This window comes from Mesorhizobium sp. B4-1-3 (assembly GCF_006439355.1).
Lineage (GTDB): Bacteria > Pseudomonadota > Alphaproteobacteria > Rhizobiales > Rhizobiaceae > Mesorhizobium.
Map to the genome: position 1 here is coordinate 26,661 of NZ_VFTG01000017.1, position 21,647 is coordinate 48,307.

The 21,647-nt window shown below is 65.2% G+C and carries 21 protein-coding genes; 10 read left to right on the top strand and 11 right to left on the bottom strand.

All coding sequences use genetic code 11. From position 1 onward, the window contains the following. Nucleotides 1-57 precede the first annotated feature (57 nt). From FJW06_RS20190 to FJW06_RS20210, 5 genes are read left to right on the top strand one after another with little or no spacing between them, the layout of a single operon-like run. Nucleotides 58-966 (top strand): LysR family transcriptional regulator, encoded by a 909-nt coding sequence (locus FJW06_RS20190; protein WP_140753960.1) that lies wholly within the window; start codon nt 58-60, stop codon nt 964-966. A gap of 15 nt (nt 967-981) precedes the next feature. After that, nucleotides 982-1,986: an Ldh family oxidoreductase gene (locus FJW06_RS20195; RefSeq protein WP_140753961.1), complete on the top strand. Its 1,005-nt coding sequence runs from the start codon at nt 982-984 to the stop codon at nt 1,984-1,986. Next, on the top strand, nt 1,983-3,632 hold the full coding sequence (locus FJW06_RS20200; RefSeq protein WP_140753962.1) for a hypothetical protein: 1,650 nt from the start codon (nt 1,983-1,985) through the stop codon (nt 3,630-3,632). The genes FJW06_RS20195 and FJW06_RS20200 overlap by 4 nt, the downstream gene beginning before the upstream one ends. Beyond that, nucleotides 3,629-4,207 carry a DUF3726 domain-containing protein gene (locus tag FJW06_RS20205; protein ID WP_181178463.1) on the top strand — a complete coding sequence of 193 codons (579 nt, stop codon included), beginning with the start codon at nt 3,629-3,631 and terminating at the stop codon, nt 4,205-4,207. The genes FJW06_RS20200 and FJW06_RS20205 overlap by 4 nt, the downstream gene beginning before the upstream one ends. 18 nt (nt 4,208-4,225) lie before the next feature. Further along, nucleotides 4,226-5,332, top strand: coding sequence for an SAM-dependent methyltransferase (locus tag FJW06_RS20210; protein WP_140753964.1), 1,107 nt, complete (start codon nt 4,226-4,228; stop codon nt 5,330-5,332). Nucleotides 5,333-5,452: 120 nt separating this feature from the next. Here the strand turns inward: FJW06_RS20210 and FJW06_RS20215 are convergent, their stop codons facing one another. Next, a complete protein-coding gene (locus FJW06_RS20215) occupies nt 5,453-5,719 on the bottom strand; it encodes a hypothetical protein (protein ID WP_140753965.1) in 267 nt (88 codons plus the stop codon). 121 nt (nt 5,720-5,840) lie between these two features. On the opposite strand from FJW06_RS20215, the gene FJW06_RS20220 reads away from it, so the two are divergent. Continuing rightward, the gene (locus tag FJW06_RS20220; RefSeq protein ID WP_140753966.1) at nt 5,841-6,071 is read left to right on the top strand and encodes a hypothetical protein; all 231 of its coding nucleotides are present in this window, start codon (nt 5,841-5,843) and stop codon (nt 6,069-6,071) included. Here the strand turns inward: FJW06_RS20220 and FJW06_RS20225 are convergent. From FJW06_RS20225 to FJW06_RS20255, 7 genes are all read right to left on the bottom strand, one after another. Beyond that, complete coding sequence (locus FJW06_RS20225) at nt 6,049-7,311, bottom strand: MFS transporter (protein ID WP_181178477.1); 1,263 nt, start codon at nt 7,309-7,311, stop codon at nt 6,049-6,051. The two genes, FJW06_RS20220 and FJW06_RS20225, sit on opposite strands and share 23 nt — an antisense overlap. Before the next feature lie 150 nt (nt 7,312-7,461). Then, on the bottom strand, nt 7,462-8,562 hold the full coding sequence (locus FJW06_RS20230) for an aminotransferase class I/II-fold pyridoxal phosphate-dependent enzyme (RefSeq protein ID WP_140753968.1): 1,101 nt from the start codon (nt 8,560-8,562) through the stop codon (nt 7,462-7,464). A 222-nt stretch (nt 8,563-8,784) separates the two neighbouring features. Further along, the gene (locus tag FJW06_RS20235; protein ID WP_140753969.1) at nt 8,785-9,246 is read right to left on the bottom strand and encodes a MucR family transcriptional regulator; all 462 of its coding nucleotides are present in this window, start codon (nt 9,244-9,246) and stop codon (nt 8,785-8,787) included. 205 nt (nt 9,247-9,451) lie between these two features. Then, complete coding sequence (locus tag FJW06_RS20240) at nt 9,452-10,156, bottom strand: ROK family protein (protein ID WP_140753970.1); 705 nt, start codon at nt 10,154-10,156, stop codon at nt 9,452-9,454. 17 nt (nt 10,157-10,173) lie between these two features. Next, entirely contained in the window at nt 10,174-11,550 is a 1,377-nt protein-coding gene (zwf, locus tag FJW06_RS20245) for a glucose-6-phosphate dehydrogenase (RefSeq protein WP_140753971.1), read from the bottom strand. Nucleotides 11,551-11,564: 14 nt separating this feature from the next. Next, nucleotides 11,565-12,578 carry a phosphogluconate dehydrogenase (NAD(+)-dependent, decarboxylating) gene (gene gnd / locus FJW06_RS20250; protein ID WP_140753972.1) on the bottom strand — a complete coding sequence of 338 codons (1,014 nt, stop codon included), beginning with the start codon at nt 12,576-12,578 and terminating at the stop codon, nt 11,565-11,567. A 51-nt stretch (nt 12,579-12,629) separates the two neighbouring features. Then, entirely contained in the window at nt 12,630-15,041 is a 2,412-nt protein-coding gene (locus FJW06_RS20255) for a glucan 1,4-alpha-glucosidase (RefSeq protein WP_140753973.1), read from the bottom strand. A 194-nt stretch (nt 15,042-15,235) separates the two neighbouring features. On the opposite strand from FJW06_RS20255, the gene FJW06_RS20260 reads away from it, so the two are divergent. From FJW06_RS20260 to FJW06_RS20275, 4 genes are read left to right on the top strand one after another with little or no spacing between them, the layout of a single operon-like run. Beyond that, nucleotides 15,236-16,252 (top strand): ABC transporter substrate-binding protein, encoded by a 1,017-nt coding sequence (locus FJW06_RS20260; RefSeq protein ID WP_140753974.1) that lies wholly within the window; start codon nt 15,236-15,238, stop codon nt 16,250-16,252. A 46-nt stretch (nt 16,253-16,298) separates the two neighbouring features. Beyond that, entirely contained in the window at nt 16,299-17,762 is a 1,464-nt protein-coding gene (locus tag FJW06_RS20265; protein ID WP_140753975.1) for a sugar ABC transporter ATP-binding protein, read from the top strand. 1 nt (nt 17,763) lies between these two features. Beyond that, complete coding sequence (locus FJW06_RS20270) at nt 17,764-18,741, top strand: ABC transporter permease (protein ID WP_181178465.1); 978 nt, start codon at nt 17,764-17,766, stop codon at nt 18,739-18,741. 3 nt (nt 18,742-18,744) lie between these two features. Continuing rightward, nucleotides 18,745-19,692 carry an ABC transporter permease gene (locus tag FJW06_RS20275; protein ID WP_140753977.1) on the top strand — a complete coding sequence of 316 codons (948 nt, stop codon included), beginning with the start codon at nt 18,745-18,747 and terminating at the stop codon, nt 19,690-19,692. 41 nt (nt 19,693-19,733) lie between these two features. On the opposite strand, the gene ppa is transcribed toward FJW06_RS20275, so the two are convergent. The 3 genes from ppa to FJW06_RS20290 all read right to left on the bottom strand — a co-directional run bounded on the left by ppa (nt 19,734) and on the right by FJW06_RS20290 (nt 21,642). Continuing rightward, on the bottom strand, nt 19,734-20,267 hold the full coding sequence (gene ppa / locus FJW06_RS20280; protein WP_095769600.1) for an inorganic diphosphatase: 534 nt from the start codon (nt 20,265-20,267) through the stop codon (nt 19,734-19,736). Between the two features lie 123 nt (nt 20,268-20,390). Beyond that, nucleotides 20,391-20,900: a GNAT family N-acetyltransferase gene (locus FJW06_RS20285; protein WP_140753978.1), complete on the bottom strand. Its 510-nt coding sequence runs from the start codon at nt 20,898-20,900 to the stop codon at nt 20,391-20,393. A gap of 103 nt (nt 20,901-21,003) precedes the next feature. Then, nucleotides 21,004-21,642, bottom strand: a complete 639-nt coding sequence (locus FJW06_RS20290; RefSeq protein WP_140753979.1) for a TPM domain-containing protein — start codon at nt 21,640-21,642, stop codon at nt 21,004-21,006. Between the last annotated feature and the right edge of the window lie 5 nt (nt 21,643-21,647).

The following is a 21,647-nucleotide window of genomic DNA, read 5'->3' on the forward strand; positions in this document are numbered from 1 at the left end:
TGCTGTGAACTTCAATCAAGCTCAATTTTTGAGATAAATGTTCAGGCAAACTTAACAGTGACCAAAACCATCAGCCTGACCGGTATGCGCAGCTTCGTCGCGGTCTGCGAGACGGGCGGCGTGCGCGCCGCCGCCGGCCAGATCGGCCGCACGCCGTCCGCTGTGTCGATGACCCTGAAGCAACTGGAGGACGATATCGGTGCGCCGCTGTTCGAAAGCGAGCGCAAAGGCGCGCTTTCGCCGGTCGGCCGCATCGTGCTCGACGAGGCGCGCGCCATGATCGCGCATTACGATCGCGCCTGCCTGGCGATGACCAGCTACGCGGCGGACCGGCAGGGGCGCTGCGACGTCGCCAGCGTGCCGTCGGTCGCGGTGACCTTGCTGCCGCGCGCGATCGCCAAGCTTCGCGCTGAAGGCAGCCGGTTCGACATCCACGTCCGCGACAGCGATTCCAGCGCCATCGTCGAGGCCGTCGAAAACGGCATGGTGGAGGTAGGCCTCTGCGTGCTCGCCAGCAAGCGGACGCAGCTCAGCTTCGAGCCGCTGTTCCATGAGCCGCTCGATTTCGTCTGCCCGGCCGACCATCCCCTGGCAAGATCGAAGCGGCCGTTGAAATGGGCTGAGCTCGACGGCGAGAGTTTCATCCGCAACGGCGCGGCCGCGGCACTCGGGCTGGCCGAAACCGAAGCGCTTGCCGCCGGCTCCAAGCTCACCGCGACCAATGTGAGCTCCAATTTGGCGATGGTGGAGGCCGGGCTTGGCGTCACCATCCTGCCCCGGCTCTGCCGCTGGAAATCGAGCCACCACGTGCGCTTCGTGCCGCTTGCCGATCCGCGTTCGAGCCGCACCGTCGGCTGGATCGCCAAGGAGGGCCGCAACCTGCAGCCGGCATCGCTGCGTCTCATCGAATGCATCCGCCTGCAGACGCGGGCGAGCGAAGGGGAGTTCGGCTATGCGGCGGCATGATTGGTGGATGAGGGGATGACACGCCTGACGCAAGCCCGCATCGAAACGCTCGCCCGCGCCGCGCTGATGCGCCATGGCGCAAGCGAGCGGCAGGCCGGGGCGCTGGCCGCCGGCATCGCGGCGGCTGAACGCGACGGGTTGAAGTCGCACGGCTTGATGTATCTGCCGACCTATTGCGAGCATCTGGCCTGCGGCAAAGTGCTGGGGCAGGCCGAGCCGCGCCTGACGCGGCCGGCTCCGGCGGTCGTCGCGGTCGATGCCGCCAACGGCTTTGCGCATGCGGCCATCGCCCTCGGCCTGACGGCGCTGATCGAGGCGGCGCGCTCGCAGGGCGTGGCGGCGCTCGCCATCCGCAACTCCTACAATTGCGGCGCGCTCGGCTACCACACCGAGCGGATCGCCCGAGACGGACTGATCGGGCTAGGCTTCACCAATGCACCGGCCTCGATCGCGCCCTGGGGCGGCCGCAAGGCGGCGCTGGGCACCAATCCCTGGTCGCTGGCCGTCCCGGACGGGCAGGGCGGCGCGCGCTTCGTCATCGACCAGAGCGCCAGCGTCGTCGCCAAGAGCGAGGTCATCAAGCGCGCCCGCGCCGGCGAGCCGATCCCACCCGGCTGGGCTTTCGATGCGGATGGCGAGACCACCACGGACGCCGGCGAAGCCTTGAAGGGCACGATGGCGCCGGCGGGCGGCTACAAGGGCGTCGGCTCGGCGCTCTTGGTGGAGATCTTCGCCGCATGCCTGACGGGAGCCAACCCCGGGCTTGTCGCCAGCCCCTTCTCCGGCACAGCCGGTGGCCCGCCGGGAACCGGGCAGTTCTTCCTGGCAATCTCGCCCGATGCGACCTCGACCGGGGCATTCGCAGGGAATCTGGAAACCGTCGCCGGCGCCTTTGTCGGTGAAGCGCGGCTTCCGGGCACGAGGCGCTTTGACGCGCGAGAGCGGAACGCAACCGAGGGCATCGAGGTGGCCGCCGAAACGCTCGCCACGCTCGAAAAGCTAGCCGGGACTCCCGCATGACGGCAATCGCGCTGCGCCCGCCGGAGGTCGTCATGTGCCTTGAGCGGCTGGGCGCGGCGCATCCGACGCGGCTCAGCTTCCTGCGCCAGCTGATCCGCCGCGCCACCAGGGAGAAATGGCGCGTCCGCAAGCACCTGTTCGACCTCAACGACAACGGGTTCGGGCGTGCGGTCTATGCGGTCGAGACGTCGGCACGGACCTACAGCCTGGTCGCCTTTTCGACCCCGCTCGATGACGAGAAGCGGTCCGACCGGGTGATCGCGCAGGCCTGGGACACCAGCTACGTGCTTTACGACGGATTGCCGGACGCCGCCGAAATCGCGCGACTGGAGGCAAATGCGCCATTGCAGGAGGCGGGCCGCTACACCAGAAGCGAGCTGGTGCTGGCGCGCGCGAACAAGAGCGTGCGACTGTTTGAGGACGTAGCGTCGGCGCTGGCGCGGGGACAACAGCCGGACGAGGAGCAACTTCTCGGCGTCGGCTATCTGCTGCGCACCACGGCCGTTTACGGCAACGGCAAGTTCGGCATCGCCGACCGCGACGAGATCGCCGCGCGCCCGGAGCTTGCCGGATCCTTCCAGGCCGAGATGCTCACCGTCTGGCTGATCCGGTCCTTCACGCTCGACCTTGTCGATCATATCGCCCGTTGCCGCAACCCGGCCGGCGCGGTTAGGCTGGCGCCGCAGTTGCGCCGGGCGCTCGGCGTAGGTAACGCGACGGGACTCGGCATGGCGCCCTTCCTCGTGCGCCATCCGCTGTTGACGCATAACTGGTTCCTCGCCCGTGAAACCGCGCTGGCGCGGGTGCGGGCCGAACCGGAGGCTGGCGAGGCGGAACGGAAAATCTTTGAACAGGCGCTCGCCGATCTGGCCCAACGCGTCGCCCGCTGGCACAGCGACGACGACCGCCAGGCCGCCGCGACCCGGTCCCTGGCCGCCGATCTCGACAGGCTGGCCGAAAACCTCGACCGGCTTCTGGCGAAACCGCAGCCCTGGGATGCGCTCTACCGTTTCGCGGAAGAGCACTTCTCCCTGGAGGGGCAGGAGGCCTGCGTCTCGCTGATGCTCGAGCCGCACGGGGCGCTGGTCGACGAGCTCGGCGACATCATGAAAGCCGACGAGACGCCCGGCCATGCCATCGACGGCGGCATGGACTGCGCTTCGCTGCGCCAGGCGCTTCTCGACTGCTATTCATGGGCGAGGGCAATCGACTTTGCTCAGCCGGCTGCCAATGCGCGCTTCTGGTATGTATCGGCGGAGAAGCTCGAGCCCCGGCTCGGCGAGCGGTTCGAGGAGGACGGCGCCGAGCTCGAACAGCCTTTGGCCACCGCGCGCGACGCGCTCAGCCTGGCGGCCGCGTTGGCGCAGGAGCCGGCCCCGGCCAGTGTCGCGGACTTCCTGCTGCGCCGGCCTGAATGGCGCCATGCGGTGCGGCGAGCCCAGATCGTGGCGAAATTCCCCTATGCCGAGATCCACGACAATCTGATCGGCGCCGAATTGCGGCCCGTCGACATATTGCGCGCCAAGCTGGCCTTCTTCGGCGCGCGCAGTTTCGATCCCCGCTCGGACCGCTGGCTGCGCATCGCGCTGTTCAGCGGCGAGCCGCTGATCGAGGATGTCGCCACGATGGCGGGAGAGGCCGCGTGATCGACCTGTCCCTCAACGAGGTGGAGACGCTGTGCGCCAAGGCGGCGCGGGGCGCCGGATTTTCATGGGGACTGGCCGAGGATATCGGCCGCGCCGCACGCCGGATCGCCGTCGAGGACGAAAATTGGGGCATGGCCATGCTGTGCCTTGCCGAAAACGCGCAATCCCTCACGGCGCCCGATCCTGCCCGCGCGGCGCGCTGGCGAAAAGGCGAAGCCGACAAGCCTGCCCAAACGCCGCTCTGTCCGATCCGAACCGCGGCTTTGCTGCTCGACGCTCCGCTTCCGGCGAGCGCGCTGCCGCTGGCGATCCTTGGTGTTGGCCTGCCGGTCTGGCTCGACGCCATGCTGCGCCGCTCGGCGATGCGCGTCGCGCGACCTGCGGGACTGGCGAAGCGCGCCGATGTCGTCATCGAACATCGCGCTGAAATCGAGCGGCCGGCCACAGGCCGGCGCGGCGCGATCGACGAGCGGACGCTTGCGGCGCTCAATTCCTTCGCCGCCAGAACCTATGTGCCGGAGAGCGAGCGATCGCGCATGCGCGGCGCAGGCGGCGGCCGGGTGGACGATGAATAAGAAGGGGAGAATAACAAAATGAGCGCAGCCGACGGCCAGAAGATCGCCATGCGGGGGGCGGGCTACTACTCGGCCAACACCGTCGGCGCCAAATACGTCATCGACAAGGTCGGCGATCTCGTCGTCAAGGCAGTCGCCGGGATGCCTCGGCTGGCCGATGGCCAGCCATTCGCCGTCGCCGATTTCGGCGCGGCCGACGGCGGCACCTCGATGGACATGATGCGGCGGCTGGTCTCCGCCGTTCGGGAGAGGGAACCGGACCGGGCGATATCGATCACCTATACCGACCTGCCCCATAATGATTTCTCGACCCTTTTCCGGCTGAGCCAGGGGCTGTTGGGAACCTCCGCCGAGGTTCCGCTGGCCGAGACGCCCGGGCTCTACATCTTCGGCAGCGGCACGAGCTTCTACCGCCAGATCCTGCCGGACAATTCGCTGTCGTTCGGCTTTTCCGCCACGGCGATGCACTGGATCAGCAAGCGGCCCTGCATGATCGCCGATCATGTCCAGGCGGTCGGCGCGACCGAGGCCGAGCGGGCGCAGTTTCGCGCCCAGGGGCTGCGCGATTGGGAGACGATCCTGTTGGCGAGGGCCCGCGAGCTGAGGTCCGGCGGCAGGCTGGCTCTGGCCAATTTCTGCGTCGACGAGGAAGGCCGCTATCTCGGGCACACGACAGGGGTCGACATGTTCGACAGCTTCGCGCGCCATTGGCGCGATTTGCTTCGCGCCGGACGGATCAACGAGACCGAATATGTCAACGCGACGTTCCAGCAATTCTACAAGACCCGGGACGAGTTCGCAGCACCCTTCCGCGATCCGGCTTCGCCGGTGTCGCAGGCCGGACTGAGACTGGAAAACATCTTCACCATGGTGACGCCGTGCCCCTATGCCCAGGCCTTCCGGGTCCATGGCGACGCGCAGAACTTCGCCAAGGCCTATGTGCCGACGCTCCGCTCCTGGTCGGAAACCGTCTTTGCCAACGCGCTCGATCCCTCGCGTCCCGCCAATGACCGTGCCGCAATCATCGACGATCTTTACGGCGCGTACGAAGCCGATGTTGCGCGCATGCCCGAAGGCCATCGGATGGACTACGTCCACTGCGTGACGGAGATCGTCAAGGGATAGGTGGTGCCGACACTGCGCACCCCGGCTTTTGCGCCTGGTCTCAGTCGTGGGACATCATGAGGCCACGCCGAACTTCGCGCGGCTCGCGGTGCCCGTATGAGATCCCGACGTTAAAGACCGTCAAGCCGCTGGTTCAGCGGTAAGTTCCTGTATTTTCTCGAGGAGATTTTTGACGAGCAACTGGTAGGCGCGCGTGAGTTCGTCCGGCGACAATTCAACTCTGATGTCGTACTTGCCGGAATAGTTCACCTGCAGATCGACGGTTCCGAACAGCGTCGTTGCGCCGTCGCGGATGTCGGTCGCCACGGTCATGTTCGCCAATGGCTGATCCAGCAGAATGATGCCTGGTTCTCCCGGATGATTGTGTGTCGTCGTGCGTATCTTCACAACGTAACCCTCCTGTTAGACCTGCCCAAAATAGAAGCCATCCCGTCAAAACGCGAGGAACTATCGGCGCGGCCACGAATCTGTGTTATGCGCCGCCCGATCAATCAAGAGGACGACAGCAGTGAGCGAACTGACCTTGGCCGAGGCGACGGAAAACATCTATGCCTCACTGCGGGCGGACAATGCCGACCTCGATGCGCATATTGCAACCCTCAAGGCGGCGCTGGCACGAGAAGGAAAGAAGCAGGCGGTGTTCGATCCGACCAGGCTGGTGCAGAACAACCGCGCGGGCCGCAAGCTGATGCAGGCCTATTTTCGGCAGCGGGGCGTCAGCGTGAGCTTTTCGGAGTAGAAGAACGGCTGTTCAAATGCTTTACCTGCCGCAGCGCGGGGAATAGATAGGCCCACAGGCCGGCGACGGCCATGGCGCCGATGCCGCCGATCACCACGGCGGGAACGGTGCCTATCAGCGCCGCCATGGTGCCGGCCCGGAATTCGCCGACCTCGTTCGAGGCGCCGACGAAGACCTGGTTGACGGCGTTGACGCGGCCGCGCACCTCGTCGGGCGTCCAGAGCTGGATCAGCGTCTCGCGGATATAGACGCTGAACATGTCGGTAGCGCCGAGCAAAGCGAGCGCCGCGATCGACAGCCAGGTGATGGTCGAGACGCCGAACAGCACGGTGAAGGCGCCGAACAGCGCGACGAAGCCCAGCATGATCTTGCCGGCATGATCGCGGATCGGGTGGCCGGCGAGCCAGACGGCGACGCAGATTGCGCCGATTCCCGGTGCCGAGCGCAATAGACCGAGGCCCCAGGGTCCGAGCTCGAGGATGTCGCGCGCATAGACCGGCAGCAGTGCCGAGGCGCCCGACAGAAGCACGGCGAAGAGATCGAGCGAGATCGCGCCGAGCACGATCTTCTCGCCCCAGATGTAGCCGAATCCGGCAAACAGCGTCTGCATCGTCGGCTTGTCGGTGGCCGTCTGCTGGGCCGGCTTCGGGATGGTGAAGATCAGCAGCGCGGCGGCGAGCATCAATATGGCTGCGGTGGCGTAGGCGACTTCCGCCGAAACGCCGTAGAGCAGGCCGCCGGCGACCGGACCGACGATGGTCGCCGTCTGCCAGGCCGACGAGTTCCAGGCGATCGCATTGGCGAAGTCCTCCTGCGGCACGAGATTGGCGAAGAGCGAGGACGAAGCCGGGCCGTAGAAGGCCCGCGCGATGCCGAACATCACCAGCACGGCGAAGATCGGCAGCGGGCCGTGCAGGCCGCGCAGCGTCAGAAGCAGGAGGGCCAGCGCGCAGCCGGCCTCGACCAGCGTCGCCAGCGTCATGATCAGCCGGCGGCCGAAGCGGTCGGCGACGACGCCGGTGACCAGGACCAGAAGCAGCGAAGGCAGAAACTGGACGATGCCGACAATGCCGAGGTCGAACGGATCGCGGGTCAGGTCATAGACCTGCCAGCCGACGGCGACCGACACGATCATGGTGGCGAAGGTCGTGAGGAAGCGCGCCGTCCAGTAGCTGAGGAATGGGCGGTGCCGGAACGCGGCGTAGCGCTGGTCTGGTGAAGTAGTTTCGACGGTCATGATTCGAGGGCCCCGTTGCGACAATGGCCGGCGGGGCACTTCCACGGTGGGCGCTGTTCCGGCCGCAACCCTTTAGCCCAGTTCGTCTTGCCATGCGCGCAAAAAAACCGCGTTGGATCAAGGAAAATCGAATTTTTTGCCCGGGATGACGGCTCAATCCCGCAGCGCGGCCGAGATGGCCGCCAGCCCGTCCCGCAGTTCCGTTTCCGTCGGCCAGCCGAAGCCGAGGCGGAAGAAGCGCTTCGGCATCTCGAACCAGTGGCCCGGGCCGACATAGGTGCCGTGCTCCTCCAGCAGCCTGGTGTAGAAGCGGTCGAGGCCGAAGCCGGCATCGACGTTGAGCCGCGGGAAGCCGACGACACCGCCTTGCGGCCGCACCCAGTCGACCAGCGGCTCGCCGTCGATCCAGTCCTGAACGATGTCGCGGCGCTTGGCCATTTCGGGGAGCAGCGAGGCGAGGAAGGCATCACGGCGTTCGAGCGTGGCGCGGGCGATCGCCTCATCGATGACGCTGCTGCAGATGCCGATCTGCTCCTTGGCGGCGAGGAAAGTTTCCTGCAATTGCGGATCGCGGGTCACCAGCCAGCCGATGCGGATGCCCGGGATGCCGAAGGCCTTGGACAGCGAGCAGACGCTGATCGCGTTTGAGCTGAGCGAAGCCGCCGCCGGCAGGCGCTCGCCATAGGAGAGGTCGCGATAGGTCTCGTCGACCAGCAGGCGGCACTTGCGGCTCTCTGCAAGCGCGACCAGCGCGTCGAGGTCGGCGCGTGTCATCATCGTGCCGGTCGGATTGTGCGGGCAGGTGACGCTGATCAGTTTGGTGTTTGGCCGGATCTCTGCCCTCACGCGTTCGATGTCGACGGCAAAGCCCTGGTCGAAATCGAGATCGACATAGGAGATGGCGCAGCCGATCGCCTTCGGCGTCTCGATGTTGGTGGCGTAGTTCGGCCGCACGACCACGAGATGATCGCTGGCCGAAAGAAGCGCGGTGGCGATGATGAACAGCGCGCCTGCCGCGCCCGCCGTCACAAGCACGTCTTCAGGGGAAAGGCCCTTGTCCTGCCCGGCGATCAGCGCGCGCAAGTCCCTGTCGCCGCGATGCTCGCCATAGAACAAGGTGAGGTCCGGCAGCGCGAGACCGATGTCGGAAAGTTTCTGATCGGCGATCGAGCTTTCGGAGAGGTTGTAGCGGATGCGGCCGTAGCCATATTCCTCCGGCGCTTCCTTCTCGATCACCATCCTGGCGTAGTTCATGGCCATGTCCCCCCGGTCGAGCGATTCGCCGTTTCAGCGAAACGGTGAACCGCTCAACCTCCTTGTTCTTGCGCAATTCCTGTCGGAAAACCGATTACACTTTTCCTGGAATTGCTCCGGCGGTGGTAACCAAGCCATAAAAGCGGAAAGCCTGCCAAGGTCGATTCCTCGGCAGGCTTCCTCAAATCATTGGTGCAGGCGTGCTGTTTCAGCCGCGTTATTTCAGGCCGTCGCCTTGGCCTTCCTGCCCTTGGCGGGCTTCGCCGGCTCCGGTTCCGCCTTGCGGCCGAGGCCGATCGACTTGGCGAGCTGCGAGCGCGACGCCGCATAGTTGGGAGCGACCATCGGATAATCGACCGGCAAGCCCCATTTGGTGCGATAGGCTTCGGGCGTCAGGCCAAAATGCACGCCGATATGGCGCTTCAGCGATTTGAACTTTTTCCCGTCCTCGAGACAGATGATGTAGTCCGGCGTCACCGAGCGCCTGGGATTGACGGCAGGGACCGGCGGGGGCGCCGTGGGTTCCGCCGGCTGGCTGATCCCGCCGATCGATGACGCGACGCTTGCGATCAGTCCGCCCAGGTCCGAAGCGGGCAGGCGGTTTTTCGCGACATAGGCCGATACGATGTGAGCGGTGAGCTCGAGCAGGTCGACTTCCTTGGCTGTGCTGGTGTCCTCGTCCACGTAGTCCCTCCATTTCTGCCGCAAGGCCGCGAAACCAATCCGGTTTTCGCGGTGTGTAAATCAAAAGCGCTGCGAGCGTTGGCGAATTCTGAAAAGCCGCGGGGGCCGCAGGCCGGCGAATTCCTAGTCGGCAAATCTGCGCGACGCAACGTTTTGTCGCGTCAATACACGCTGTTTTGAACAATTATACTGAAATGTAACAATATCAGACGATCAGCGCCTTGTCGCGCCATAGACGAAATCCACCCTCGAAAGCGCGAGTGTTGTCGCCGCGCCGGGATTTTTCAGGCAATTCATCGAGCTTCTCGACATTGCCGCCGCCGATCACGATATAGTCCGGCTGCAAGGCGGCGCGAAGCCTGCCGACAACGTCGAAAACGTATTTGCGCCATTTCTTCTTCCCGTGTTTCACCAGGCCGCGCTCGCCGACATAATCCTCGAAAGTCGCCCCCTTTTTGTAGGGCAGGTGAGCAAGCTCCATGGGCTGTCCGACATTCTTGATGATCATGGCGGCGCCCAGGCCCGTGCCGAGGCCGAGGAACAGCATGCGGCCGCCGTCATAGCTGCCGATCGCCTGCATCAGCGCGTCGTTGACGAGCTTCACCGGCTTGCCGAAGGCGGCGGTGAAATCATAGCCGTTCCAGCCCTTGCCGAGATTGAAGGGATCGAGCGAGGGCTTGTTGTCGCGCACGGGACCCGGATAACCCATCGATATGACGTCGTAGTCGAGGCCCTCGGCCAGCTTCTTGACCGACGAGACAACCTGGTCCGGGGTCAGGCTCGGTCCGGAGGCGACGCGGCGCATCTCGCCGCCCGCGCTGGTGAGGATTTTCACATGCGAGCCGCCGACATCGACGGTGAGCACGATCGGGTCGCCGCTCGGCGCGGCCTTCTTCGCTGCCTTCGCCATTCCGTCCTCCCCGGAAGTCACTTGGTCGGATTGATCCAGCCGTCGGGCGGGCCGAAGCCGTGCATGGCATCGGCCGGACCCCAGCTCTTGGGCGCATAGATCGCCGGTGGCGTGGTGTCGCCAAGCACCGGTCCGACGATGCGCCAGGCAAGCTCGGCCGCGTCCTGGCGGGTGAAGAGCTGGCCGTTGCCGTTCATGGCATCACCGATCAGCCGCTCATAGGGCGGCATGTCATTCTTGGTATCATCGAGCGCGGTCAGTTCCACCTGCTCGCCGATCATGTCGTCACCGGCGACCTTGCGCTGCGCGCCGATCGAGATCGCCACCTGCGGGTCGATACGGAAGCGCACATAATTGGCGTCGCCCGGCTTGATCGGATCGAAGACGTCGAGCGGCGGCCGCTTGAGCCGCACGATCACCTCGGTGGCGTGCACCGGCATGTTCTTGCCGGCGCGAATGAAGAAAGGCACGTCCTGCCAGCGCCAGGTGTCAACGAAGAAGCGCACCGCGGCGAAGGTCTCGACCGGCGAGTTCGGCCGCACGCCCGGTTCGGCCAGATAGCCGTCGAACTGGCCGCGCACGACATCGTCCTTGGTCAGCGTGCGGATCGCGCGCAGCACCTGCACCTTCTCGTCGATCAGGTCGTCGGCCGAGCGGCCGACCGGCGGCTCCATGGCCAACAGCAAAAGGATGTTGAGCAGGTGGTTCTCGATGACGTCGCGGATGCAACCGACATCGTCGTAGAATTTGCCGCGCCCCTCGACGCCGAAATCCTCGGCCATGGTGATCTGCACGCTCTCGACGAAATTGCGGTTCCAGATCGGCTCGAGGAAGGAGTTGGCGAAGCGGAAATAGAGCAGGTTCTGGATCGCTTCCTTGCCGAGATAGTGGTCGATGCGGAAGATCGACTGCTCGTCGAACACCAGATGCAGCACCCGGTTCAGCCAGCGCGCCGACTGCAGGTCGTGGCCGAAGGGCTTTTCCACCATCAGCCGCGCGCCGCGCGCGGTGCCGGACTGCTCCAGGCCTTGCACGACCGTCTCGAACATGGTCGGGGGAACGGCCATGTAGTGCAGCGGCCGCTGCGCGGAACCCAGCGCCGTCTTCAGCTTCTCGAAGGTCGCGCTGTCGCGGTAGTCGCCGCTGACATAGCGCAGCAGCGAGGCGAGCTTGGAAAAGACCTTGTCGTCGACCGCGCCCAGCGCATTGACGATGCCGTCGCGCGCACGGTCCACCAGCTTGGGGAGTTCCCAGGGCTCGAAGGCGACGCCGATCACCGGTTCGGTCAGCGTGCCCTTGGCGACCATCTGGTAGAGCGCCGGGAAAATCTTCTTGTGAGCGAGATCGCCGGTCGCTCCGAAAAGCACCAGCGTGTCGGACCTCTCCTGGCTCATGGCTAGCCCTCCCCTCACGCGCCGGTCTTCGGCTTCTCGACATGCCCGCCGAAGGCATAGCGCATGGCGGACAGGAGCTTGTCGGCGAATTGGGATTCGCCCTGCGAGGAGAAGCGGTCGAACAGCGCGGAGGACAGCACCGGGGCCGGGACGCCGGTGTCGATCGCCGCCTTCAGCGTCCAGCGGCCTTCTCCGGAATCGGAGACGCGGCCGCCGAACTGGGCAAGGGTCGGGTCGTTCTTCAGCGCTCCGGCGGTGAGATCGAGCAGCCAGGAGCCGATGACGCTGCCATGCCGCCAGACCTCGGCGACCTGCGGCAGGTCGATGTCGAACTGGTAATATTGCGGGCTTTCGAGCGGGCTGGTCTCGGCATCGGCGGTGCGTTGCCTTTTGCCGGCGTTGGCCGACTTCAGGATGTTCATGCCCTCCGCATAGGCGGCCATGACGCCATATTCGATGCCGTTATGCACCATCTTGACGAAATGGCCGGCGCCGCTCGGCCCGCAATGGAGATAGCCGAAGGGCGCCGTGCCGGCATCCTTGGGCGGGTTGGCGTCCGCATCGGCGCCCGGCGCCAGCGTGGCGAAGACCGAATCGAGGTGCTTCACCGCCTCGTCGGGGCCGCCGATCATCAGGCAATAGCCGCGCTCGAGGCCCCAGACGCCGCCGCTGGTGCCGACATCGACGAAGTTGATGCCCTTCACGGCAAGCTTCGCCGCCTGGTCGACGGCGTCGTGGTAATAGGAATTGCCGCCGTCGATGATGATGTCGCCCGGTTCCATCAGCGCCGCGACCTGGTCGACGATCCTGCCGGTGATCGCGGCCGGCAGCATCAGCCAGGCGCAGCGAGGCTTAGCGAGCTTGGCGACGAACTCCTCCAGCGAGGCCGCGCCGATGGCGCCGTCCTTGACCATGCCGGCGACGCTTGCCGAATTGATGTCGTAGACGACGCATTCATGGCCGTCGCGCAACAGGCGGCGCACCATGTTGGCGCCCATCCTGCCCAGTCCCATCATTCCGATCTGCATGGTGTCATCCCGATAGCTTGAGGAAAGGAGAAGTATAATGGCCCAACTGGATCACGGTTGCGCGTCAATGCCGACGCTGAAGTCGACATTCTCCCAACGCATCGCCTCGGGCCAGAAAAAAGTGAAGACGATGGTGGTTCCCGGCTGCAGGCGGTCAACGGGTAAATCCACCAGATGCATGCCGAACGCATTCTTGACCGTCCTGCTGTCCTGCACCGTCAGCCATTTGTCGCTGCTCCAATGGACGACGCCGGGTGCCGAGAGCTCGACGCGCAGCGCCTTGCCGGCCGGCATGGAGCGGATCTTGTTGTTGAACCGCCATATCCGCAGCGGCGAGACCGTCTTGCCCTTGATGTAGCGTTCGACGCCCTGCGGCGGCAGGTCGAAGACGGCGCCGTCGCGCAGCGACCGCAACAGCTTGATGTGCTCGGCATGGGCCCAGACCAGCGGCATCGCGCTGCCCGAAGGGGCGCCCAATCGCAATTCGCGGCCCGGCATGTCGGGGCGATCCCAGACCTGCTCCGGCAGAAGGCCGCCCGCGCCGGCCGAGCGTTCGAACGTCTCCAGCAGCTGCGCCGCCTTGTCTTTCCGGCCGGCGGCCAGCTCGTAATGGGCGCGCTCGCCGGCAAGCAGCGGCCACGGCCGTCCCTGTCCGGTGCCGTCGAAAGGCGCGCCGTCCTCGTGCTCGCCATAGCCGTCGCCGGTATAGCGATACCAGAGCGGCCCTTGCGGCAGGTCGCAACGCAGCTCGGCGTCGATCGCCTTGACGGTGTTCAGGATGCGCGGATCGTCCGCGGCTCTGAGCCCGAAACGCACCAGCGCCAGGGCGTCCGGGCTGATGATCGCTTCCGCCGGCCTGTCGGTGTCGCCCGGCGGCCGGTTCTTGATCGGCACGAAGCCGTCCTTCGGCGAGGCTGCGCCGCCGTCGTCGGGCGGGGCGATGCGGACGTAGTAGCCCTCGATCCCCGCCTCTATGCTTGCCCCTATGCCGGTGACATAGGTCCAGCGCTCGATCTGGTCGTTCCAGCAATCGGCGGTTTCGCGCAGATAGTTTGCCGGCTCATTTTTGCCGCAGGCGTCGAGCATGTCGGCCGCGGCAAGCAGGCCCGCGATCTCAACGGCCAGCGTGAACGGGCTATAGCCGGCATCTTCTTCCCAGCGGTCTTGGCCGGTGACCGGGCCGTTGCGCACGACATAGGCAGCCGCGTTCTCGATCATGGCCAGGAAGCCGGCGAGCTTCGACTTGGGCAGATGGCCGGCGCGGCGCAGAGCATCGGCGAGCAGCAGCGGAAAGGCGCATTCATCCATCTGGATACCGGGCCAATAGGCGGTGCCGTCGGACCAGCAGTTTTGCGGCCAGTGGCCGTCCGGCTGCTGGATCGAACGCAGATAGGTGAGGATCTGCGGCGCCTGCCTGCTATCGCCGGCGGCGAGGAAGCCGCCCGCCGTCTCGACGAGATCGCGCGGCCAGACGAGGTGATAGCCGCCGAGGTCGTCGTCGCCCTTGTTGAAGCCCCAGGGGATCGACAGGCTGGCGACGGCGGCGCCCGGCCTGGCGATCGACAGATGGGTCGCCAGCACCGCCGCGCTGGCGCGATAAGAATTCAAACCGGAGGCAGCGCGGCGGTCGAGTTTTTCCAGCCTTGCCTGAAATGTCCGCCAGTTGTCGACATAGGTCTTCGCGGCCGGCTCGAAACCCTGTTTCAGGCTTGCAAGGGCGAGATCGGCGGCTTCCTCCGGCGAAGCGCCGAAGCCGAGCGCCAGCAAGGCAGCCGCCCGGCCGGCCGAAAAGCCGATCTCGCCGGTGAGCGCGACATTGCCGTTTTCGGCCGTATGGCAGGAAGGATCGAGCGCGCCGTTGTCGTGCAGTTGCTGCCAGCCGTCGGAAAAGCCGACATAGCCGGCCGAACAGGCGCCCCAAGGCAAAGAGGAGGCGAGCGCCAAAGAGACGCCGCGTCCGGTGGCAAAGAGAAGGCGCTGTCCCTTGTGTTCTCCGATCCAGGCCGTGTTGCCCATGCCGGCGTTGACGAGGTGTGGCGCCAGCAGCGCGTAGACGCGATAGTCGTTAGCCTTGCCCTTAAGCGCAGTGAAACTTGTCTCCTGCAGCAGGACAGCTCGTTTCGAGTCCGTAACGATGCGTTTTTCAATGCGGTAGGCGCCATCGGAAGCGGTGTTGCTGAACCTGTAGCCGGGCACCCCGTCGTCGAAGGGTTCGACGGTGTGGGCCGCGTCGCGCTTCTCTTCGGAAAAATATCCGCCAGGGCCGGTGACGATCAGCCCCAGGTCACGCGTGCAGGCGCTGTCGAGGCGCGGATAATAGATCTCGTTCAGGATGCCGTGGCTGGTGGTGAACCAGAGCGGGCTTTTTGCCGAAAGGGCGGTGCCGACGCCGCTCTTGGCGCTTGACGTCCAGCGCGCGGGGATTCCCGGCGCGCCTTTAGCAACAGTCGGCGTCACTGCCATGCATTGGCCTCCTGCCACGTTCCTAAACCAAGAGCCGCCGCCTTTTCAATCGTGGCACCGCAAGTTGATCGGACAGCCCCAATGCTTTGCAGTTGACAGCTTGCGGTTCCTCTGAATTTGTCTGACAATAGATAAAAAACAGGGAAATACGCGTTACGACCATCCGTTCAGACCAGCGACCCGGGAGGAAACCTATGAAAAAACTGCTCGTACTGGGTGCATTTGCGGCGATGCTCGCCTCGGGCACCGCGTTTGCCGACACCAGCGGCAAGAAGATCGCCTTCTCCAACAATTACGCCGGCAATTCATGGCGTCAGGCGATGCTCGACAGCTACGCCATCGTCACCAAGAAAGCGGTCGACGACAAGATCGTCGCTGCGGCTGATGTCTTCACCACCGCCGACAAGGAAGTGCCGACCCAGGCGGCCCAGGTGCAAAACCTGATCCTGCAGGGCTATGACGCGATCGTGATCGATGCCGCTTCGCCCGATGCCCTGAACGGCGCCATCAAGCAGGCCTGCGACGCCGGCATCACCGTCGTCTCCTTCGACGGCATCGTAACCGAGCCCTGCGCCTACCGGGTCGTGGTCGACTTCAAGGGCATGGGCAAGGCGGAAGTCGAGCAGATGGCCAAGTTCCAGCCGAAGGGCGGCAACCTGCTGGAAATCCGCGGCCTCGCCGGCACCTCGATCGACGATGCCATCCATGCCGGCATCCTCGAAGGCGTCGCCGCGCATCCCGAGTTCAAGATCGTTGGCTCAGTGACCGGCGACTGGGACCAGACCACGGCGCAGAAGGCGGTGGCGACCATCCTGCCGTCGCTGCCGGACATCGTCGGCATCGTCGACCAGGGCGGCGACGGATATGGCGCCGCGCAAGCCTTCGCCGCCGCCGGCAAGCCGAGACCGACCATCATCATGGGCAACCGCCAGGACGAGCTGAAATGGTGGAAGGAGCAGAAAGAGAAGGACGGCTACAAGACCTGGTCGGCCTCGATCGCGCCTGGCGTCTCGACGCTGGCCTTCTGGGTGGCGCAGCAGGTGCTCGACGGCCGCAAGGACATTCCGCACGACCTGCTGGTGCCCTACCTCGCCTTCACCGAGGACGATTTCGAGGCTGCGCTGCCGAAAATCAAGGAAGGCGGCGTCGCCACGCACGAATACACGCAGGAAGAGGCTCTCGCGGCGATCAAGGCCAACATCAAGCAATAGCGGTGGGTGCATTGCCGTCCGCAGCGCCAGCCGGGTATCGTTGAGCATGCTCAAGGCAAACACCGACATCGTCAGGCTGAACGGCGCCGAAAAGCATTTCGGCGCCGTTCGGGCGCTTAACGGCGTCGACTTCCATGTCGGCGCCGGCGAATGCGTCGGGCTTGTCGGGCACAATGGCGCCGGCAAGTCGACGCTCATGCATATGGTGGCCGGCACGCTGCGGCCGGATGGCGGGCAGATCGCGGTGCGCGGCAATCAGGAGGCGAGCTATTCGGTGGCGCGCGCGCTGGAGCTCGGCATACGCTGCGTCTTCCAGGAGCTGTCGCTCTGCCCCAATCTCAGCGTTGCCGAAAACACGCGCATCAACCATCCCTCGCTCGCCGGCTTCGGCTGGCGGCGCAGGGCCGCCGATCTCATCCGCGCCAAGCTTGACGAGATCTTCCCGGACCACGGCATTTCGGCGGACGACATTGCCGGCGACCTTTCGATCGGGCGGCGGCAGATGGTCGAGGTGGCGCGCGCCTTCACACTGACCCGCGAGCCGCTGCATCTCGTCATCCTCGACGAGCCGACCTCCTCGCTGGACGCGCATACGGCGGGGCAGTTGCTTTCCTTTGTCCGTCGTTTCGTCGAGCAGGGCGGAAGCTGCATCCTGATCTCGCATGTACTGGGAGAGGTGTTGCAGAATGCCGACCGCATCGTGGTGATGCGCGACGGCAAGGTGGTCGCGGCGGATGCCGCCAATGCCTTCGATCGCGACAAACTCGTCGCTGCCATGGGCGGCGCCGAAGGACATCAGAAGGCCGCTGCCGAGGCCCGGAAGGTCGAGGCCGGCGCATTGCGGGTTCGCGCGCGTCCGGCCAGGCAGCAGGACGACAAGGAGCTTGTCGCCCGCGCCGGCGAGATTATCGGCCTTGCCGGGCTTGCCGGCCATGGCCAGACCGACCTTTTGCTGGCAATCTTCTCGGCCGCTTCCCGTGCCAAAGCCGGCATCGAGGTCACCGCACCCGTGGCGCTGGTCGCCGGAGACCGCCAGTCGGACGGCATCTTTTCGCAATGGTCGATCGCGCAGAATATCGGCATCCGCTCGCTGGCGCGGCTGCGCAGTGGGCTGCTGATCTCGCCGCAGCGCGAGGCCGAGCTCGCCGAATTCTGGAAGCAGAAGATCGGCATCCGCACGCCCGACATGAACAACAACGTCTTCTCGCTGTCGGGCGGCAATCAGCAGAAGGCGCTGTTTGCCCGCGCGCTCGGCTCCGACGCCGAGATCGTGCTGATGGACGATCCGATGCGCGGCGTCGATATAGGCACCAAGCTGGAGGTCTACGACCTCCTGCGCGAGGAGGCCGCCAAGGGCCGAACCTTCCTCTGGTACACCACCGAGACCGAAGAGCTCGACAATTGCGACCATGTCTATGTCTTCAAGAACGGCCGCATCGTCGCCAATCTCGGCCGAGACGAGCTGACGGAGGAAAAGATCATCCAGTCCTCGTTCGGCGATGCGGCCTGAGATGACCGCGATCGCTCCCGGCACGCTCCCGAAATCCTCGCCGCGCGGCAGCGCCGCCCGGGCGCGCCTGCTGCGCGGTCTTCTGCCGGCCTTGTCGCTGGCCCTGGTGCTCATCGCCATCGCCTGGCTCAACCCGCGCGCCATCAGCTATTTCGGCTTCACCCTGATGCTCAATTTGGCGATCCCGATCGCGCTGGCGACGATCGCGCAGATGTTCGTCATCGCCGGCAACGAACTGGATCTCTCGATCGGCACCTTCGTCGGTTTCGTCGGCTGCATCACCGCGACCTGGCTGAGGGAGGCGCCGCTGCTGGGCATTGTCGTGCTGCTGGGCTCGATCGGCGCCTATGCGCTGCTCGGCGCGCTGATCCATCTGCGCAATTTGCCGTCCATTGTGGTGACGCTCGGCATGAGCTTCGTCTGGCAGGGACTTGCCATCCTTGTGCTGCCCAAGCCCGGCGGCAAGGCGCCGGACTGGCTGCTCTCGATCATGTCCTTCAAGCCGCCTTACATCCCATTCCCGATCCTTGCCGCGTTGCTGATCGCAGCGGTCGTGCATTTCGGCCTGATGCGCACGTCCTATGGCGTCATCCTGCGCGGCTCGGGCGGCAACGCCGCGGCGCTCAGGCGCGCCGGCTGGTCGCTGCTTCGCACCAAGATCGTGCTGTTCGCGCTGACCGGGCTGTTCGGCGTTCTGTCGGGGATGGCGCTGATCGGCATCACCACCTCGGCCGACGCCAATATCGGCAATGGCTATACGCTGCTTTCGATCGCCGGCGTCATCCTCGGCGGCGGCGAATTCGTCGGCGGCCGCGTGTCGCCGATCGGCGCGGTCATCGGCGCGCTGACGCTGGCGCTCGCAGCCTCGCCGCTCTTGACCTTCATGCACATCCCGCCCGACTGGCAGGTCGCCGCCAATGGCGCGATCCTGATCATCGTGCTGGCGGCGCGGGTGCTGATCAGCCGCAGGGAGCGGTGAGCGATGACCTCGGTGCGGACGCTGCTCGAAAAACCTTGGATCTGGTCCTTCGCCGGCGCTTTGGTCGTCTGGCTGGCTACCGTCGCCTTCACGGGCGGCTACGGCGCCGGCGGCATGGTCACGGCGGCGCTTTCGCTCGCCGTCTTCACCGTCATCGTCGGCGTCGGCCAGATGTTCGTCATCACGCTCGGACCCGGCAATGTCGACCTGTCGCTGCCGGCCAATATCGGGCTCGCAAGCGCGGTCGCCATGAAGGTGATGGGCGGCAGCGATTCCATGATCGTCGTCGGGCTGCTGGCCGCGCTCGCCTGCGGGGCGGCGATCGGCGCCATCAACTATCTCTTAATCTGGGCGCTGCGGATCCCGCCGATCATCGCCACGCTGTCGGCGAGCTTCATCATCCAGTCCGTCGACATCAGCTACGGCCGCGGCCTGCAGATCAAGCCGTCACCTGGCTTCGCCGACTTCACCAACCGGCAGGTGCTGGGCATTCCGGTTCTGGCGATGTTGACGGTGGTCTTCACCATCGGCGCGGCCTTGGCGCTGCAGCGCATGATTTACGGGCGCTCGGTGCTGGCGATCGGCCAGAACATCCGCGCCGCCTGGCTCGCCGGCGTCCATGTCGGCCGCATCCGCTTCCTCACCTACACGCTATGCGGGGCGCTGGGCGGCATCGACGGGGCGCTGCTCGCCGGCTATTTCCGCGGCGCCAATGTCGATATCGGCAACGAGTATCTGCTTGCCTCGATCGCTGTCGTGGTCATCGGCGGCACCTCGGTCGCCGGCGGCAAGGCCAATGTGCCCGGCGTCTGGGGCGCCGGCCTGTTCCTGGTGCTGTTGCTCACCATGCTCAACACGTTCGGCGTCAGCGCCGGCGTGCGACTGGTGCTGACCGGACTGATCATCGTCGGGGTGATCACGGCGGCGGGCGGCGAGAAGGCGGTGCGATGAGGATTCCGCCCACCATCTCGCGGTAAGGCAGGAGCCCCGCCCTATTTGGCGGTCTTGGCCCGCGCGATCGCGTCGACGATCATCTTCTTGGCGTATTTGGAATCGTGCCAGCCCTCGATCTTGACCCATTTGCCGGGCTCGAGATCCTTGTAGTGCTCGAAGAAGTGCTGCACCTGCTGGCGGGTGATCTCCGGCAGATGCGTATATTCGGTGACATTCTCGTAGCGCAGCGTCAGCTTGGGCGAGGGGACGGCGATCACCTTCTCGTCCTGGCCGGCATTGTCTTCCATGATCAGGACGCCGATCGGCCGCACATTGATGACGCAGCCCGGCACCAGCGCGCGGGTGTTGCAGACCAAGACGTCGATCGGGTCACCGTCGCCCGACAGCGTGTGCGGCACGAAGCCGTAATTGCCGGGATAGCGCATTGAGGTGTGAAGGAAACGGTCGACGAACAAAGTGCCGGCCTCCTTGTCCATCTCGTATTTGATCGGCTCGCCGCCGATCGGCACCTCGATGATGACATTGACGTCCTCAGGCGGGTTCTTCCCGGTGGGCACGGCTTCGATACGCATGGCTAAAATCCCTCTCTCGATTGCAAAACCGATAGCGGGCGAAGCGTCATGGTGCAATGCGGCGAATAGCACTGAACGCTAATGAAACCGCACAGTTTGTGATGGATTGTAACCTAGGCGAGGTTAGTCATTCCAGACGAAGGCGACCTTCTTTAGCGCTCTCTGCTCGAAGACCTCGACGCCTTCGGCGATATCGCGGCCACCATTGCCGGCATAGAAGGCCAATGCGTTGTGATTGTCTTCCAGCGCCCAGACCACAAGACCGCGCAGCCCATGGTCGGCGAGCCGGGCCTTGGCCGCCTTGAACAGCCGGCTGCCGAGCCCGATGCCCTGATATTCCGGTCGCAGATAGAGCTCGTAGATCTCGCCCTGCTGGCGGAGCTCACGGGCGCGGTTCTTGCCGATCGTGGCATAGCCGGCGACAGTTCCACCGATTTCGACCACCAACACGGTGGCGGCGCGGCGAATCGCGTTGGCCCACCAGTCGACGCCGCGACGGTTGATCATCGAGGTCAGCGTGCGGTGCGGGATGATGCCCGAATAGGCGCCGAGCCAAGCCTGCTGGTGCACCTCGGCGATGGCGCTCGCGTCGCGCGGTTCTGCCTTCCGGATGTCGATCGTCAGCGTGTTCATGATTGGTTAACCATAAACCCGCCTCGTCCGATTGCAAAGAGTCCCCCAACACGCCTCGATGCTTTCGCACAAGCGAAAGGCATGTGGGCGGACAAAGGTATTGTCAGATTTCGACGAGATGATCGTCGAGTTCGTTGGTGTCGCCCTCGGTGACCGGGAAATGCTCGGCGAGCACCGCGCCGACCGCTTCGATGACTTTCACGAAGCCATCGGCCAGCCGGTCATCGCCGGCATGTTTGGTCAGGTCGCCCACCACGCCATCCCAGACATGCTGGCCGACCTTGGCGTCGATGCCGGAGTCGGCGACGACCTCGGCATAGCGCTCGGCGATGGAGACGAAGATGAGCACGCCGGTGCGCGCCTGCGTGCGGTGGACGTTGCGGGCCAGGAACTGCTTCATCGCATTGGCGTGCGCGGCCTGATAGCGCAGCCTTCGCGGCACGAAATGAATGCGCAAGGCGGGCAGGAACCAGAGCAGGACGAATACCGAAGCCAGCGCCAGCACCTGCGCCAGCACGAAATGCGGCAGCCGGATGGTCAGCCACAAGCCTTCCAGCCCGTAGGCGACGGCGAGGCTGGCGATGAAGAGGCCGATCGTTGCGGTGAAGGCGGCCGGAAAGAAATAGCCGTCGCTGGCTCGGGCGACGACGCAATAGATCTCGCCGTCGGTCTTCAACTCGGCCGTCCGGATCGCCTCGGCGATGCGGTCATGGTCCTCGGCGCTGATCGGTCGCGTTGCCATGATGC